Consider the following 15,904-nt stretch of genomic DNA (forward strand, 5'->3'; position numbering starts at 1 on the left):
AATATATATATTTCACGACAGTTACCAATTGGATTTGCTATTTTTGGAATTAATTAACTTTCAAAAAAAATATTAGCTTCATAAAAGGTTTTAAGAGCTTAATTTTTTTGAAAATAAACAGATGTTTTAACCCTTATTTCAAATAATAAAATTTTACTATGAAACGCGACGAACAGATTTTTGAACTTATAGAAGAGGAAAAACTAAGACAGAAAAATGGTTTGGAGCTGATAGCTTCAGAGAACTTTGTAAGCGACCAAGTTATGGAAGCTGCTGGATCAGTTTTAACTAATAAATATGCTGAAGGTTATCCAGGTAAGCGCTATTACGGAGGTTGTGAAATTGTTGATGAAGTTGAACAACTAGCAATTGATCGTGCAAAAACACTTTTTGGAGCTGAATATGCAAACGTGCAGCCACATAGTGGTTCGCAAGCAAATACAGCAGTTTTTGCAGCTTGCTTAAACCCAGGCGATAAATATTTAGGCTTTGACCTTTCTCACGGTGGTCACCTTACGCACGGTTCACCAGTAAACTTCTCTGGTAAACTTTACAACCCTGTTTTCTATGGTGTTGAAAAAGAAACCGGACTAATCGATTACGATAAGGTTGAGGAAATCGCACTGAGAGAAAAGCCAAAAATGATAATCGCTGGAGCATCTGCGTACTCACGTGAAATGGATTACAAGCGTTTTCGCGAGATTGCCGACAAAGTTGGAGCAATCCTTTTTGCAGATATAGCTCACCCAGCAGGTCTTATTGCTAAAGGTATTATTGGGGATCCATTACCTCATTGCCATATTGCAACTACTACAACACACAAAACCTTACGCGGTCCTCGTGGAGGTATGATTTTAATGGGGAAAGATTTTGATAACCCATTTGGTATTAAACTGAAAAACGGAAAACTTCGTAAAATGAGTAGTATCTTGGATAGTGCAATTTTCCCAGGAAACCAAGGAGGGCCATTAGAGCATATTATCGCGGCTAAAGCAGTTGCATTTGGTGAAGCATTAACAGATGAGTTCTTGCACTATATGGTACAAGTGAAGAAAAATGCAGCTACAATGGCAAAGCATTTTGTTGATAAAGGTTACGATCTTATCTCAGGTGGTACAGATAACCATATGATGCTTATTGACCTTCGAAATAAAAATATTTCTGGAAAAGAGGCAGAAGAAGCACTTAGTAAAGCTGATATTACAGTAAATAAAAACATGGTGCCTTTTGATGATAAATCACCTTTTGTAACAAGTGGAATTAGAGTTGGAACTGCAGCCGTTACAACACGTGGTTTGGTTGAAAAAGATATGGGCAAAATTGTCGACTTGATTGATGAGGTAATTATGAATCACGATAACGAAGCTAAATTAGAGAGCATTGCCGAAGAGGTTAACGAGATGATGTCTGGTTTACCACTTTTTAAGATGTAATAACTCCTAGAAAACAACTCTCTAATTTTCCCTGAAATATTTCTAGGTATAGTTGGAGAGTTGTTTTTTTATTATTGGTTTTTTTAGACTTAAACCTGAATAAATTAAATCGATAGATAAATTTTCTAATAGTTACTAAAAACAATTAGAACTATTTTTTAAAAATAAATTGAAATGATTACAGAAGATGATAAAAAATTTATAAATAGAGCGATTGAACTTTCTGAAAAAGGGATGAATGCTGATGCTGGTGGTCCTTTTGGAGCGATAGTAGTAAAGAATGGTGAAATTATCGCCGAAGGTTATAATCAAGTAACATCTAGTAACGATCCTACTGCTCACGCTGAGGTTGTAGCTATTCGTAAGGCTTGTGAAAAGCTGAATACGTTTCAGTTGGATGATTGTATTATTTACACATCATGCGAACCTTGCCCTATGTGTTTAGGTGCGATTTACTGGGCTCGACCAAAAGCTGTGTATTATGCTTGTACTAAAGAAGACGCAGCTGAAATAGGTTTCGACGACCATTTTATTTATGATGAAATAGATAAGAATATTGAAGATAGAAACGTGAAATTTATCAATCTGAACAGAGAAGAAGGTAGAGTCGTTTTTAATAAATGGGAAGATAAAGAGGGTAGGGTGGATTACTAAATTATCCCCTTCTACAAGATTTTCAATATCATCTACGACTTTCTAGAGCAATTAACTATAACTACAAAGTCAAAAGTAGACCTTGCGGCAAATCCCAGATTAAAGAATATATAATTTAATATTTGCTTTTTACGAATTATTTCGAATTGAGTTTTTAATAAATGAAGAAAATAAAATACATCGTTGCCGCCGGAGTTTTATGGTTTGCGATTTCCTGTCAAAACGAAAAACTTACCAGCCCATCAATTACGGGTCTTTGGAAATTGGAAAGTATGAAGGTGCGCGATAGTACAACTAATACTTGGGGTCATTACCGCGGTGGGATGGATGGTTATCTTTTATACGATAACAACAATCATGTAGCACTTCATCTTTACGATAAAGGATACGAAAGTGCAGGAGTAGAATTTCCAAATTTTACAGATTCCATTTCATTAGAAGCTTTAAAACACATTACTAAGTCCTATTATTATATGGGGAATTATAAAGTTTCTGAAGCAGATAGTATTGTATCTCATTACAAACTCTCGCATTCAAACCCTTCCGAATTTGGACTTACAGCCGAAAGAAGGTTTTACTTTGTTGGCGATACTTTAATTATGCAACCGGTAGAAAGAAAAAATTCAAGATTAAAACTAAAATGGTTGAAGGTTAAATAACAATTTTATTAAAAATAGTGCAGTAAAAAACCCATCTTAGAGATGGGTTTTTTGTTGAAAATAAATGTTTTAAAATTTAAGGTTCAGGAAAAACAGTAGCCTCATAAGCTCCTGCATCTGGAGGAGTACTTCTAGAATTCCCGTTTAAATCTATGTTGGGGCTTACATTATTTTTACCAATATTGTCAGCTCCTGAAGTTCCGGCTTCAATATTGTAATTGTTAAGCGCAGTGTCTTGGAACATAGGTTCTATATTGAACTTTGAATCGGTATAATATTGAGGGTTTTCAAAATCATAAATTGGGTTGTCGTTAAATTCACCTGTAGGATCTTCAAAACGCAACAATGAATTGGTGAAGTTAAAATTGAAATCAGCTTCCGAATTTTTTAATAATGAAAATTCACGACGCTCACTTCCATAGATAATACAGTTTGTGAAATTAGCTTTTACTAAATCCGCTACAAAAATATACTCTTCAGTTTCTAAACTGTTGTCTAATGAAACTGTAGGGAAGGTGCGGAATCCATTGTTCCAGTAATTAGCAAATGTAGAATGTCTAAACTCATAACTTCCGCCAAGTTGTATTGCTAATGATGATTGTCCGCTATTGCTTATTACCATATTTTCAGCATCAATAACTCCAGTTCGCGCTAATAAACCAACGTTCGCGCTGTTGTAAATCTGTACGTTTTTTAAAGTAACAGGACTGTCTTCCAGTAATAATCCAACTGTACTATTCTTAATAGTTGTGTAATTGAATTCGTTATTTACACTTCCACTTGTGAATCTAATGGTAAGCCATTGTCCAGGAACATCAGCAAAACCAGGTTCTAATCTATCGCCTTCAAAAATAATTTCGTTTTCCATTGCTTCGCGGTCCAAGCTTGGTGCACCCATAGCTTTCATAGTAGCATTTTCAGCAACTATAATTCCGCTTCCTGCGTGAAAATGAACACGAGCACCAGCTTCAACCATAAGTGTTTTATTACTTGGCACAGCTGCATAGCCATAAATTACATAGGGTTTTTCATTTGTAAATGTAAGCTCGTCGTCGTCAAGGAAGAATCCTTTTACAAGTATATCATTACCATCACTGTGCATACCCAAGTTGAGAGATTCGTAAGTACCGTCCTCATATTTTTCAGGATATAAAAAAACAGCATCTTTCACTAAAGTAACTAATTCTACTTTTTGTTCATTGCCGCCGGTATCGAAAAGAAGTTGGTCTGTATAAAGAAACTCTTTAGGATTTGTAGGTACTCCCGTTACGTCAAAAGTGGTTTCAATAAATATGAAAATACTGTCCTTGGCAAGTATCTGAACATCTTCAAATACCTTTCCAGGCATACCATCTACATTAAGTCGGTAACTTGAAGATTCTCCTTGTTTCAATCGAACAGTAGGAATGTTGATGTCTTCATCACTTCGGTTATAAACCTTTAAATTATATGTGCTAGAACCAATGTTAGAAAAAATAGTGTCTAACATAACTGTGTCCTTCGAAAATTCTAATTTTCCAGTACTTGCAACAGTTTCAAAGTCGTTTCGGCACGAACTCCATAGCACTAAGCAACTCAAAATTGCCAATCCGTATAAATACCTCATTCAAATAAAGTTTTGGTAAAAATATAACTTTTTATGAAGCTTATTATTGTAATGCTAAAAGAAGTTTTGAAAGGATATTTTGTAAAATATTATTGTAAAAAAAATCAACCACGAATTCACAATTTGTTTAGTGAATTCGTGGTTGAAAAATAGTTACTTAAAATTATAACGGTTTTTACTTTTCAATAATCTCAACTTTAAAAAGCTTATCCCAGTTTTTACCGGTAATGTAAAGTATGTTTTCTTCACCTTTATAAGCAATCCCGTTTAGGACATCTAGTTTTGGGTGCTGCGTCACTTTATCTTTAAGGTCGGTAAGGTCAATTACTCCTTCTACCGCCCCATTTTTAGGGTTGATAATAGCGATTGAACCTTGTTGGTATACATTCGCGTAAATTTTTCCCTCTACCCATTCTAATTCGTTAACACTGCTGATTTTACTAGTGTTTGTAAAAATCTCGATATAGTCTTTTTCGGCAAGTGTGTTTGGGTTTAAGGTCCATATTTTATCTGTTCCGTCACTTTTATAGATGTTTACACCATCCTGGCATAGTCCCCAACCTTCTTTACTTTTGCCATAAACAAAAGTTCCAGTTTGTTCCATAGTTTCCAAATTGTAGATGAAACCTGTGTTTTCTCTCCAAGTAAGTTGGTAGATTTTGTTGTTCAATATGGTAAGTCCTTCGCCAAAATATTGATCGGCAAGTTTTACCATTTGTAAAACCTCACCCGTTTTGTAATCGGTTTTTCTAAGGGTAGATTCTTTGTACTGCCCTGTGCTTTCGTATAGAATGTCACCATTAAACTCTAAACCTTGAGTATATGCATTTATATCGTGCGGATAGGTTTCAATAACTTTATATGTGTATAGCTTCGGTTTTATTGAAGATAAAATAAGGAGTTTTGTTGATGCTTCATATTCATCACCATCGCTGTAAATTTTAGCTAATAACGTTTTTTCTCCCAGTTTTTGTCCAGAAAGAGAAACCGTTTTCCCTGAAACTTCAAGTCTCTCATTGTTTAAAAAGTAGGCGATAGAATCTGTTTTTAAACTTTTCTTGTTGTTTAATGTCAAAGAAATAACATCTTCGGTGGTATATGTCTTCTTCGGCTCGTTAATTTCGAGTGAAAAAGCATCTTTTTTGTCTTCAGAATTATTTCCGCAACTACCTAAAAAAAGCAGTAAGAGTGTAGGAATTAAAGCGTTATAGATTTTCATGATTCACGATAATTTTTCTGCAAGGTATTTATTAAAATTGAAATGTGAAAATACTTGGAAAAACTTGAAAAAGCTTTATCTTTGCAGCGGCAAGTCCTACACAACCAGCTCCTGTTGAATCCTCCAGGGCGGGAACGCAGCAAAGGTAAATGGTCGTAGCGGTGTGATGTAGGTAGCTTGCCATTTTTTATGCAATAAACTTTCGTTCTGAAAGTAGCTCAAAACAGTTCTGAAGGGAAACAGAATAGATTCTAAAAAAATATCTCAAACTCATCCTTTTTCTTACAGCACAGCAGTTTTGGTTCTAGTGTCTTTTTGCAAAAACTATTTGGAAAACTGATTGCATAAACGCACCTTTGCTTTTCAACAAAATTTTATGTCTATAACAGTACTCATCACAGGCGGTTCTTCAGGAATTGGTAAAGCTATTGGCGAATATTTATCAAAACGTGGTTACCAAGTGTACGGAACAAGTAGAAACCCTAATAGAATTTCAAGTTCGGTATTTCCGTTATTAAAGATGGACGTAAACGATATTGAATCTATTGAGGCTGTTATTTCTGAAATAATCGACAAATCAAAAAGGATTGACGTTGTTATAAATAACGCCGGTGTTGGAATCACTGGGCCTATTGAAGAGACTCCAGAATCTGAAATTAAAAAGGCTTTTCAAACCAATTTTTACGGGCCAATTAATGTGATTAAGGCTGTGATGCCACATATGCGAGAACAGGGAGGAGGACATATATTAAATATCACCTCTATAGCTGGGTACATGGGGCTTCCATATCGTGGAATATACTCTGCAACCAAAGCTGCTTTAGAAATTACTATAGAGGCAATGCGAATGGAAACATTGCAATTTGGTGTAAAAATGACCAATATAGCTCCAGGTGATTTCGCTACTAATATTGCTGCAGGTAGATATCACGCTCCAGTTTTGGATGATTCACCTTATAAAAGGGATTACGGAAGCACCCTAAAGATGATGGATGAACATGTAGATAATGGCGGTGATCCCTTAGAAATGGCAAAAGTAGTTCATAAAATTATTGAAACCCCAAACCCTAAGATACACTATAAGGTAGGAGCTCCTTTGCAAAAATTTTCTATTGTTTTAAAACGTGTATTGCCAGATAGAGTTTACGAACGAATGCTTTTGAAGCATTACGGGTTGAAGTGATATTTTAAGGTTAATACAAATAATATAAAACTAAAATTTTATATCTTTCTTTTAGCTTTAACAATACCTTTAATTGCCTTTTCACAAATCACACGACCATGTACAATCTATTTGAAATCTGGTGAAGTAATTTCTGAAATGAGAGGGACTTACAATAATAAAAATTTCAAATATTACAAAAAAGTTGGTGACAGCTATAACAAAATAAAGATTGAACTACTTGACTCAGTATTATTAACTGAAGAATCTGGAAGTATAACTAAGCTACGTTTCCTTCCGGTTATAGGAGATAAAAAACTTCAGATTGTTGAACAAATCGTCATTGGTAAATTAGAACTCTACCAACAAATAACAAATAATCAATACAATACGGATTATCAATATTTCATTCGAGATAAAAATCAGGAAAAATTGACTAAAATTGAGACAAGCAGGTTTGGAAGTAATAAAGCGAAATCAATATTATTTCCTTTTATTGAGGATTGTCCCGAATTGGTTAATAAAATTGAAAATGATTTCTTTAAGGTAATCCCAGATATTACGCTAATAATCGGAACCTATAATATTACTTGTGGGCTTAATAAAAACTAATTAATATCTATCTATCAATCATTTCTTCACTATTTTTACAATAATTAATTTGAAACCACTTTTATGAAATTTTTTATTGATACCGCCAACCTCGACCAAATAAAAGAAGCACAAGACCTAGGTGTGCTTGACGGCGTAACTACTAATCCATCGTTGATGGCTAAAGAGGGCATTACTGGCCGAAATAATATTTTAAAGCATTATGTAGATATCTGCAACATTGTAGATGGAGATGTATCTGCAGAAGTAATCGCAACAGACTTTGAAGGTATGGTGAAGGAAGGTGAGGAGCTTGCCGAGTTACACCCGCAAATTGTTGTGAAAATTCCAATGATTAAAGATGGTGTAAAGGCATTAAAATACTTTACCGACCACGGTATTCGCACAAATTGTACCTTGGTATTTTCTGCAGGACAGGCATTATTAGCTGCAAAAGCTGGAGCGACTTATGTTTCTCCTTTTATAGGAAGACTTGACGATATTTCAACTGATGGATTGGAATTGATAGCAGATATTAGACTAATTTATGATAACTATGGCTTCGAAACTGAGATTTTAGCAGCATCTGTTCGCCATACGATGCACGTAATTAACTGTGCTAAAATAGGAGCGGATGTTATGACCGGTCCTTTGTCTTCAATAGAAGGGTTGCTAAAACACCCACTAACCGATATTGGCTTAGAAAAGTTTCTTGAAGATTATAAAAAAGGAAATTAATGAGACTTCAGTAAATATTGAAGTAGGAGAACTCTAAAATAAAATAATAACGCTTTAATATGTTGCTTCAAAACAACTTATTAAAGCGTTATTCGTTTAGGAAAGCTTGTAATTGATCTTCAAAATCTATGTTGAACATATTGGTTTTACCATCCAAAATAATTCCATCTTTATCGATAACAATTACGTAATTGATATATCTTAATATGAATTTTTTCTCTGCATCAGTTAGATTTTCTATCTGATATTCAAACTTAGAATCGTATTTAGATTTGTAAACAATGTCTCTCCATCTTTTAAAGTGCGTGTCTGTATTTACACCTATAAAATCATATTGTGGAAACTTAGCTTTTAACTCGGAAGCGCGTTTATGCAAGTTTCTGTGCTGAATTGCAGGCTGCCCTCTCCAGAAAAACAACACAGTAGGGGCATTAATAACATTGGTTAATTCATTTAATACATTTTCGGTATTAACCAATAGAACATTAGGGATTTTCTTCCCTTTGATGAGTTGAATTGAAGCATTATAAACTTGTTCAACTTCATTCAAATATTTTTTATCCGTATTCATCTTTTTGTATGCTTCAAAAAGTCGAGTTTCTTCTTCTTCATTTTGTGCATTAAAGAGATACATGATCGTATTGTAGCGTAAAAGTCTATTTCTAATAGAATCTGAAGCGACTACACTGTCTATAATATGGATTTTTTTGTAGTTGTAATCGAATGAATTTCGATCTATTACATCATTTTCATTGTACTTTGTGCAAACCATGTTTTCAAAATATCGATTTAGAAAACGATAATATGGATAATAAAACTTCAATTCATCCTTATTGAAATCTATGTTTTTTCTGTAATTAAAGAAATCATCAGAAAACTTAGCAGGAGTATTTCTATTCGCAGCTCCGTATAATTCTTTTTTTGAATAATAATCATATTCAATGTTTGAAAGCGCAATGTCTTTAAAACTTTCAGAAACTTTATTATTTGCTATAAATTCTTCATAGCTCTGAAGTTTGCTAGCTTTTAAAGAATCTATTTTGCCTTGAAATTCCTCCGAAGAAAGGGAATACCATTTTGGAAGATTTTGATTTTCCTTCTCATTTTTTAGATAAAGCTCAATCAGTAAGTTATTTTGGTCCCCGCCTTTTCCTGAAAAAGCTAATGATTCGTCAAAATCTATAGTGTTGATGTGTATTAATAAACTATCGCCAGGTTCAATGTAAAATACCTGACCTTCACTATGACTGAAAAGATGTAATCCAGCTTTAATTTTGTCGGTAGAATATTCAAAGAAGTTATTTTCGTCTAGAGGAATCGTATCTAAAACGATGTTTCCTTTAGAAAATATGACGTAATCTAGCGTAGGATTTATAATCTGCCCACGTATATAGGTAGATTGCACAGTATTTTCTTCCTTATTTTTACAGGAGAACAGTGCAAGAACAGAAAGTAAAAGGAGTAGTTTTCTAAACAAATGAGACAAAATTAGATTAACACACAAAGATAGCAGAGCCTTCTGATGGTTAATGTTAAATGAAGGTTAAAAGGGTTTTTAAAGCTTTAATATTTTTCAGGGTGTTGCTTAATTAGCTACTTTTGCGCAAAATACAGAATTTTATGCTTTCAGTTTCAAATCTTTCGGTTCAATTTGGTAAACGTATTTTATTTGATGATGTAAATACACAATTTACCACAGGGAATATTTACGGAATTATCGGTGCCAATGGTGCGGGTAAATCTACTTTCTTGAAAATCCTTTCAGGAAAACAGGAGCCTACTTCGGGACATGTACATTTAGAAAAAGGAAAACGTATGTCGGTTCTAGAACAGAACCACAACGCGTATGATGAATTTACCGTACTTGAGACAGTTGTACGAGGAAACAAAGAGTTGTTTTCAATAAAAACTCAGATAGATAAGCTTTACGAAGATTACACAGACGAGAATGCCGAAAAAATTGGCGAACTTCAAGTTGCCTTTGAAGAAATGAATGGTTGGAATGCAGATAGTGATGCTGCAGCAATGCTTTCAAACTTAGGTATAGATGAAAGTCTACACTATACATTAATGAAGGATCTTGATGGTAAACAAAAAGTACGTGTACTTCTTGCGCAAGCACTTTTTGGGAATCCAGATGTGCTTATTATGGATGAGCCTACAAACGACTTAGATTACGAAACAATTAGTTGGCTTGAAGGTTTCCTAGCAAATTACGACAACTGTGTGATTGTAGTATCTCACGACCGTCACTTCCTAGATGCTGTTTGTACCCATATTAGTGATATCGATTTTGGAAAAATAAACCATTACAGCGGTAACTACACGTTTTGGTACGAAAGTAGCCAGCTAGCTGCACGCCAACGTGCTCAACAAAATAAAAAGGCAGAGGAGAAAAAGAAAGAACTTCAAGAATTTATTCAGCGATTTAGTGCGAACGTTGCAAAAAGTAAGCAAGCAACTTCTCGTAAGAAAATGATTGAAAAATTAAATATTGAAGATATCAGACCTTCTAGCCGTCGTTATCCAGCAATTATTTTTGAACGCGAACGCGAAGCAGGAGATCAAATATTAAATGTAGAAAACCTTTCGGCATCTATTGATGGGGAAGTGCTTTTTAAAGATGTGGATATTAACTTAGCTAAAGGGGATAAAGTAGTTATCTACTCAAAAGATTCTCGTGCAGCAACAGCATTTTATGAGATATTAAATGATAATATGAAAGCTGATAGTGGTGCTTTCCAGTGGGGTGTTACTACAAATCAAAGTTATTTGCCTTTAGATAACGATGCATTCTTCAAAAATAACCTGTCATTAGTAGATTGGTTACGTCAATATGCAAAAACTGAAGAAGAACGCGAAGAAGTGTTTTTAAGAGGTTTCCTTGGAAAAATGTTGTTCAGTGGAGAAGAAGCTTTGAAAAAGAGTAATGTGCTTTCTGGAGGTGAAAAAGTACGTTGTATGCTTAGTAGAATGATGATGATGCGTGCAAACGTATTAATGCTTGATGAGCCTACAAATCACTTAGACCTAGAGTCGATTACTGCGTTTAACAACTCACTTAAAAACTTTAAAGGAACTGTTCTTCTTACTACTCATGATCACGAATTTGCTAGAACTGTTGGTACTCGTATAATCGAACTTACTCCAAATGGAGCAATAGACAGATATATGAACTTTGATGAGTATATGAGCGATAAGAAAATTAAGGAATTAAGAGATAAAATGTATGCTGTTGAAGCTTAATTAAATACTCTTAACAACAAAAAAGCGGTCTAACTATAAAAGTTAGACCGCTTTTTTTGTTTTCTTAAATTGTAAGCTATTTTTAAATAATCCTGTTACTCTTCAATATCTTTTAGAAACTCATCAATTATAGGTTGTGCTTTCTGCTCTTCATCTTTTCGGATAAAAACCATGGTTTGATTTGCAATACCCATAGTAAGTCCAGCTCTTAAGCTACTGTCATGATCGTTTCTTTCTATAGGACTAATTCCTATTTCATTTAATCGTGCAACTAATCCTTTTGCAATAAGTGTTGGACCGGTATAAATTCTTGTTGTGTTCGCCATGTTATTCTTTTGTTTCTTCAATAAAAGCATCTGCAATAGGTTGCGCTACCGAAAGTTCATCCTTACGAACAAAGATGCGTACTTGGTCGTCAAACTTACTCCCAGAACCAAACATAACCCCGCTTTGTTCGTCATCTCGAAGGATAGGAGTGATTCCTACATTCTCTAATCTTTCTACTAAAGCTTGGGCCATAATATCTGAACCAGTGTATATGCGAATTGTTTCTTCTGAATTATCTGACATAGTTGTATATGTTTATGGATTAGATTATCAAATTACTAACTTATTTTCAAATTCAAGTATAAACTATGTGTGAAAAATTTCACAAAAATATGGATGCCCGTTTTAGTAAGAAGAATTTAGTGGATTTTAAGCGTTGTAATATTTGCTGTTCCAAATAGCGCCGTTAAAATTTTTCCCTTTAGAAAAACCGTAGAAAATTACAATTCCTCCAAGTGCTGTAAATATGTAAAAAGCCAAAAATATATAAAGCCCAATACTAGGGTTTGAGGTTAACATATTTATAGGTGCTAAAATTGTGAGTAGAATGCTAATAACAACTACCGTAAACACAATGTTTTCAAAGCTTTTATAAGGCCACATCAGAAGTTTTCTGAAGGGGTGTAAATCGTTTCCCCACTTGTGTATTAAATAAAAATAGTCATTCCCCATAGGAGCAAAAAGTAGTGGGTCGTCAGCATTTTCTAGCTTTAAAAGCTTAGCAGGAGCAACAATTTTAAAGTTCTTAAGTTTAGTGTTATGTTCCTTTTCTAGATTTCTTATTTCTGAAATAGCCTCTTTTGGAAAGTCTCCTTTAAAATAATGTGAATCTAAAAAACGCAATCTGTAGTTTATACAAAGCTTTTTTATGTCTTCTATATGATAAATTCGTTTGCCATCTAGAGAATCGAATGAAAATGAATTTTCCTGTTCCTTAGATTTTTCTTGTAGCCGTGAAACAATTTGAGATCGTTCTATTTCGTTGTTAGAAAAAATACGATAAACTTCATCCATTATAGAATTTTCGTCAATACGTTTTGAACGATAATTGCGAAGTTTTTGTTCGATATTTGTTTTTGAAAACATCATTGTGAAGCTTAAGGATGAATAAATTTAAGCACAAGATTTCATCAAAACAAATAATTTAAATACTTTATGAATTTATTAAACAGTATAGCTGTAAATTGATTTTCACAAACTTGCTGTTGTATTTGCTATATTTACACCTATAAAAATTATGCTATGCCATTCAAAAATGCCTTATTACTTCTATTGGTAATCAATTTAACTACTTCCGCTGTTGCGCAAAAATACCTTTCTGCTGAAAAAGTAGAAGTTTCTAAAAAATGGAATGATATAACATTTACCTCAACAAAATCCTTTATTGATAATATTTCAGAAGCAAAATCGCTTACATTTTTTTCTGAAATATTGAATGATGAAGTGCTGCAGGCAAAACTTGAAAAAGAGGAAATGGTAACCATTTTTGCTGTTGTAGATGATGCTTTTATGAAAATTGAAGAACAGAGTAGAGATTCAATTATCAGTAATAAATCAATAACACAATCTCTAGTGAGGTATCTTACAGTGCCAGGTAGGTTGGATAGTCACAGTTTAAAAATGGCTGTTTTAAAAAATGGCGGAACAGCACACCTTTCTACTCTAAATGGCCAAAACCTAGCTATTAGAGAAAAAGATGGCAACCTACAACTTATAGATTCTGAAAACAGAACTGCTACAATTATAGCATCAGACTTCTATCACAAAAACGGATTTTTCCATATTGTGGATGGATTAGTTTTCCCGACAGAAGAAGAGTAAGTTTTAAGTAAAACTCAGTTATCTTAGAGTTGCGCCGAAGTCATTTTCAAATGTTCTTTTAAGCTTATCCATTATTTTATCAACCTGTTTGTCGGTTAATGTTTTGGATTTGTCTTCAAAAGTAAATGACAATGCATAGCTCTTTTTGCCTTCCGGTAGATTTTTATCTTTATAAACATCGAATAGCGTTACCTCTTTCAATACTTTTTTCTCAGTATTAAACGCGGCAATACGCAAGTCGCCAAAGCTTACAGAATCATCTAATAAAAGTGCAAAATCACGTTGTGATCCTGGGTACTTTGGAATAGGTTGGAACTTAAGTGTTTTTAAAGGAATTAGTTTTAATACTTCATCCCAATTAAAATCTGCATAAAACACCTCTGCATCAACATCTAGTTCACTAGCGATTTTCTTCTTTACGATTCCAAATTCCACAATTGTAGACTTGTTCTTTTTAAAAGCAATTCCTTCAGAGAAGATATCGTTGTCTGTAGAAGTTTCGGAGTAATCATTAATTCCTAGTCGTTCTAAAATGGCTGAAACATTTCCTTTTCCGAAGAAGAAATTAGTTTTTACTTCTTGTAAAGCCCAATTTCCTTGTGTTTTAAAACCAGTAATAAACAATGCTAAGTGTTTATTTTCTATATGCCCTCCTGGGAATTTATGGTATGTTTTTCCAAATTCGAAAAGCTTTAAGTCGCTATTCTTTCTATTAGCATTATACGCTATGGTTTCTAATCCAGAAAACAACATAGACTGACGCATAACTGAAAGATCACTACTTAATGGGTTTAGCATTTCAACATTGTAGTTGTCTTTAACCGTTTCACTCATTCCACCGTATTTAGGTGTTGTAAGTGAATTGTTAAGCATTTCGTTATAACCAAGCCCCGTTAACTGCTGTGCTATTTTATTTTGCACACTATAATCTTGTCCTGGAGTAATAGGGGCAATAGACGCATTTAATTTTTGTGTGAAGTTTATGTTGTTGTATCCATAAACTCTCAATATTTCTTCAATAACATCAACGTCACGAGTTACATCATTTCTATATGCCGGAATAGTCATCCCGATACCCGTTTCAGTAAAGTTATTAATCTTTATTTCTAAAGAAGTAAGAATGTCTTTAATGGTTTCTTGAGGAATTTCTTCACCAATAATTCTATTGGTTTTTTCAAAATTCAATACAACTTGATGGTCGTCTATTTTCTTTAAATAAATGTCTATTAAATCACTTGAAACGTGACCGCCAGTTAATTGAGTTATTAGGATTACCGCATGACGCAGTGCGTAATCGGTGATATTTGGGTTAACACCTCTTTCAAATCTAAAAGATGAATCGGTACTCAAGCCGTGGCGTTTCGCTGTTTTACGAACACTCACAGGATTGAAATATGCACTTTCTAAGAAAATACTTGTTGTATTTTCGGTAACTCCGCTATCTAAACCGCCGTAAACCCCTGCAATACACATTGGTTTTTCAGCGTCGCAAATCATTAAATCTTCTTCGTGGAGTTCGCGTTCAACGCCGTCAAGAGTTGTAAACTTAGTTCCTGCAGGTAATGTTTTTACAACTACATTATTGCCTGATATTTTCGCAGCATCAAAGGCGTGAAGTGGCTGTCCTAAGTCGTGGAGAATATAGTTAGTAACGTCAACCACATTGTTAATAGGAGCAACTCCTATAGATTTTAATCTATTTTGAAGCCAAGCTGGAGATGGTTCTACTTTAATATTGCTAATTGTAATTCCGCAGTATCTTGGAGCAAGTGAGCTATCTTCAACTTGAACACCTATTTTTAATACTCGGTTGTCTATTTTAAAACTGCTAGTAGAAGGAGTGTCTAACTTTTTAGAGATACCTTTTTGTAACAATCCAGCTTTTAAATCTCTTGCAACACCCCAATGGCTCATTGCATCGGCGCGATTTGGAGTAAGTCCTATTGTAAGAATAGTATCGTTTTCTACTTCTAAAATTTTAGACAAAGGAGTTCCAGGAACTAAATCGTTGTCTAAAACCATAATTCCATCGTGAGATTCTCCTATTCCTAGTTCATCTTCTGCGCAAATCATTCCTTCACTTGATTCTCCGCGAATTTTCCCTTTTTTAATCTCCCAAGGTTTATCCTCGGCGTCATATAAGGTTGTGCCAATAGTAGCAACAGGAACTTTCTGACCTACGGCTACGTTTGGTGCACCGCAAACTATTTGTAAAGGCTTTTCGCCACCAACATCTACCTTAGTTACTTTTAATCTATCGGCATTAGAGTGTTGTTCACATTCAAGTACGTGACCTACTACAATACCTTTTAATCCGCCTTTTACGGAAGAAAATTCTTCTATTCCCTCCACTTCAAGACCAAGGTCGGTTAATAGTTCTGCTGTTTTTTCAGCGTCCCAAGGAAGATCAATAAATTGCTTTAGCCAGTTGTAAGAAATTGTCATATT

15 protein-coding genes and 1 other RNA gene are annotated in these 15,904 nt (G+C 34.2%); 9 read left to right on the top strand and 7 right to left on the bottom strand.

The genetic code is table 11. The annotated features are described in order from the left end of the window. Positions 1-158 precede the first annotated feature (158 nt). The 3 genes from FHP04_RS06305 to FHP04_RS06315 all read left to right on the top strand — a co-directional run bounded on the left by FHP04_RS06305 (position 159) and on the right by FHP04_RS06315 (position 2,746). Positions 159-1,433: a serine hydroxymethyltransferase gene (locus FHP04_RS06305; RefSeq protein WP_139855155.1), complete on the top strand. Its 1,275-nt coding sequence runs from the start codon at positions 159-161 to the stop codon at positions 1,431-1,433. Positions 1,434-1,607: 174 nt separating this feature from the next. Continuing rightward, positions 1,608-2,087, top strand: coding sequence for a nucleoside deaminase (locus tag FHP04_RS06310; RefSeq protein ID WP_139855156.1), 480 nt, complete (start codon positions 1,608-1,610; stop codon positions 2,085-2,087). 161 nt (positions 2,088-2,248) lie between these two features. Further along, the gene (locus FHP04_RS06315; RefSeq protein WP_139855157.1) at positions 2,249-2,746 is read left to right on the top strand and encodes a lipocalin-like domain-containing protein; all 498 of its coding nucleotides are present in this window, start codon (positions 2,249-2,251) and stop codon (positions 2,744-2,746) included. Positions 2,747-2,822: 76 nt separating this feature from the next. Here the strand turns inward: FHP04_RS06315 and FHP04_RS06320 are convergent, their stop codons facing one another. Beyond that, positions 2,823-4,352 (bottom strand): hypothetical protein, encoded by a 1,530-nt coding sequence (locus tag FHP04_RS06320; protein WP_139855158.1) that lies wholly within the window; start codon positions 4,350-4,352, stop codon positions 2,823-2,825. A gap of 175 nt (positions 4,353-4,527) precedes the next feature. Beyond that, positions 4,528-5,571, bottom strand: a complete 1,044-nt coding sequence (locus FHP04_RS06325; RefSeq protein ID WP_139855159.1) for a glutaminyl-peptide cyclotransferase — start codon at positions 5,569-5,571, stop codon at positions 4,528-4,530. An 87-nt stretch (positions 5,572-5,658) separates the two neighbouring features. Here FHP04_RS06325 and ffs point away from each other — a divergent pair. The 4 genes from ffs (at position 5,659) to fsa (ending at position 8,062) form a co-directional block, all read left to right on the top strand. Next, positions 5,659-5,757: signal recognition particle sRNA small type (ffs, locus tag FHP04_RS06330), an RNA gene on the top strand. 190 nt (positions 5,758-5,947) lie between these two features. Further along, positions 5,948-6,754: an SDR family oxidoreductase gene (locus FHP04_RS06335; protein ID WP_139855160.1), complete on the top strand. Its 807-nt coding sequence runs from the start codon at positions 5,948-5,950 to the stop codon at positions 6,752-6,754. Between the two features lie 111 nt (positions 6,755-6,865). Further along, positions 6,866-7,345 carry a hypothetical protein gene (locus FHP04_RS06340; protein WP_139855161.1) on the top strand — a complete coding sequence of 160 codons (480 nt, stop codon included), beginning with the start codon at positions 6,866-6,868 and terminating at the stop codon, positions 7,343-7,345. A 63-nt stretch (positions 7,346-7,408) separates the two neighbouring features. Then, entirely contained in the window at positions 7,409-8,062 is a 654-nt protein-coding gene (fsa, locus tag FHP04_RS06345) for a fructose-6-phosphate aldolase (protein WP_139855162.1), read from the top strand. An 88-nt stretch (positions 8,063-8,150) separates the two neighbouring features. Here fsa and FHP04_RS06350 read toward each other — a convergent pair whose 3' ends face one another. Continuing rightward, positions 8,151-9,539 carry a TlpA family protein disulfide reductase gene (locus FHP04_RS06350; RefSeq protein WP_139855163.1) on the bottom strand — a complete coding sequence of 463 codons (1,389 nt, stop codon included), beginning with the start codon at positions 9,537-9,539 and terminating at the stop codon, positions 8,151-8,153. A 143-nt stretch (positions 9,540-9,682) separates the two neighbouring features. On the opposite strand from FHP04_RS06350, the gene FHP04_RS06355 reads away from it, so the two are divergent. Beyond that, the gene (locus FHP04_RS06355; protein WP_139855164.1) at positions 9,683-11,308 is read left to right on the top strand and encodes an ABC-F family ATP-binding cassette domain-containing protein; all 1,626 of its coding nucleotides are present in this window, start codon (positions 9,683-9,685) and stop codon (positions 11,306-11,308) included. A gap of 95 nt (positions 11,309-11,403) precedes the next feature. Here the strand turns inward: FHP04_RS06355 and FHP04_RS06360 are convergent, their stop codons facing one another. The 3 genes from FHP04_RS06360 to FHP04_RS06370 all read right to left on the bottom strand — a co-directional run bounded on the left by FHP04_RS06360 (position 11,404) and on the right by FHP04_RS06370 (position 12,724). Continuing rightward, positions 11,404-11,634, bottom strand: coding sequence for a DUF2007 domain-containing protein (locus tag FHP04_RS06360; protein WP_139855165.1), 231 nt, complete (start codon positions 11,632-11,634; stop codon positions 11,404-11,406). Position 11,635: 1 nt separating this feature from the next. Beyond that, positions 11,636-11,878 carry a putative signal transducing protein gene (locus tag FHP04_RS06365; RefSeq protein ID WP_139855166.1) on the bottom strand — a complete coding sequence of 81 codons (243 nt, stop codon included), beginning with the start codon at positions 11,876-11,878 and terminating at the stop codon, positions 11,636-11,638. A 126-nt stretch (positions 11,879-12,004) separates the two neighbouring features. Then, the gene (locus tag FHP04_RS06370; RefSeq protein ID WP_317129556.1) at positions 12,005-12,724 is read right to left on the bottom strand and encodes a hypothetical protein; all 720 of its coding nucleotides are present in this window, start codon (positions 12,722-12,724) and stop codon (positions 12,005-12,007) included. Between the two features lie 153 nt (positions 12,725-12,877). On the opposite strand from FHP04_RS06370, the gene FHP04_RS06375 reads away from it, so the two are divergent. After that, the gene (locus FHP04_RS06375; protein WP_139855167.1) at positions 12,878-13,456 is read left to right on the top strand and encodes a fasciclin domain-containing protein; all 579 of its coding nucleotides are present in this window, start codon (positions 12,878-12,880) and stop codon (positions 13,454-13,456) included. Positions 13,457-13,474: 18 nt separating this feature from the next. Here FHP04_RS06375 and pheT read toward each other — a convergent pair whose 3' ends face one another. Beyond that, positions 13,475-15,901: a phenylalanine--tRNA ligase subunit beta gene (gene pheT / locus FHP04_RS06380; RefSeq protein WP_139855168.1), complete on the bottom strand. Its 2,427-nt coding sequence runs from the start codon at positions 15,899-15,901 to the stop codon at positions 13,475-13,477. Positions 15,902-15,904: the final 3 nt, after the last annotated feature.

This window comes from Aequorivita sinensis (assembly GCF_006346335.1).
GTDB lineage: Bacteria > Bacteroidota > Bacteroidia > Flavobacteriales > Flavobacteriaceae > Aequorivita > Aequorivita sinensis.

Bases quoted from the DNA above. Each gene is read 5' to 3' on its own strand.
- FHP04_RS06375 (WP_139855167.1), top strand. From the start codon at position 12,878: ATGCCATTCAAAAATGCCTTATTACTTCTATTGGTAATCAATTTAACT.
- FHP04_RS06360 (WP_139855165.1), bottom strand. From the start codon at position 11,634: ATGGCGAACACAACAAGAATTTATACCGGTCCAACACTTATTGCAAAA.
- fsa (WP_139855162.1), top strand. From the start codon at position 7,409: ATGAAATTTTTTATTGATACCGCCAACCTCGACCAAATAAAAGAAGCA.
- FHP04_RS06335 (WP_139855160.1), top strand. From the start codon at position 5,948: ATGTCTATAACAGTACTCATCACAGGCGGTTCTTCAGGAATTGGTAAA.
- FHP04_RS06310 (WP_139855156.1), top strand. From the start codon at position 1,608: ATGATTACAGAAGATGATAAAAAATTTATAAATAGAGCGATTGAACTT.
- FHP04_RS06305 (WP_139855155.1), top strand. From the start codon at position 159: ATGAAACGCGACGAACAGATTTTTGAACTTATAGAAGAGGAAAAACTA.
- FHP04_RS06370 (WP_317129556.1), bottom strand. From the start codon at position 12,724: ATGATGTTTTCAAAAACAAATATCGAACAAAAACTTCGCAATTATCGT.
- FHP04_RS06315 (WP_139855157.1), top strand. From the start codon at position 2,249: ATGAAGAAAATAAAATACATCGTTGCCGCCGGAGTTTTATGGTTTGCG.
- pheT (WP_139855168.1), bottom strand. From the start codon at position 15,901: ATGACAATTTCTTACAACTGGCTAAAGCAATTTATTGATCTTCCTTGG.
- FHP04_RS06365 (WP_139855166.1), bottom strand. From the start codon at position 11,878: ATGTCAGATAATTCAGAAGAAACAATTCGCATATACACTGGTTCAGAT.
- FHP04_RS06355 (WP_139855164.1), top strand. From the start codon at position 9,683: ATGCTTTCAGTTTCAAATCTTTCGGTTCAATTTGGTAAACGTATTTTA.
- FHP04_RS06325 (WP_139855159.1), bottom strand. From the start codon at position 5,571: ATGAAAATCTATAACGCTTTAATTCCTACACTCTTACTGCTTTTTTTA.
- FHP04_RS06320 (WP_139855158.1), bottom strand. From the start codon at position 4,352: ATGAGGTATTTATACGGATTGGCAATTTTGAGTTGCTTAGTGCTATGG.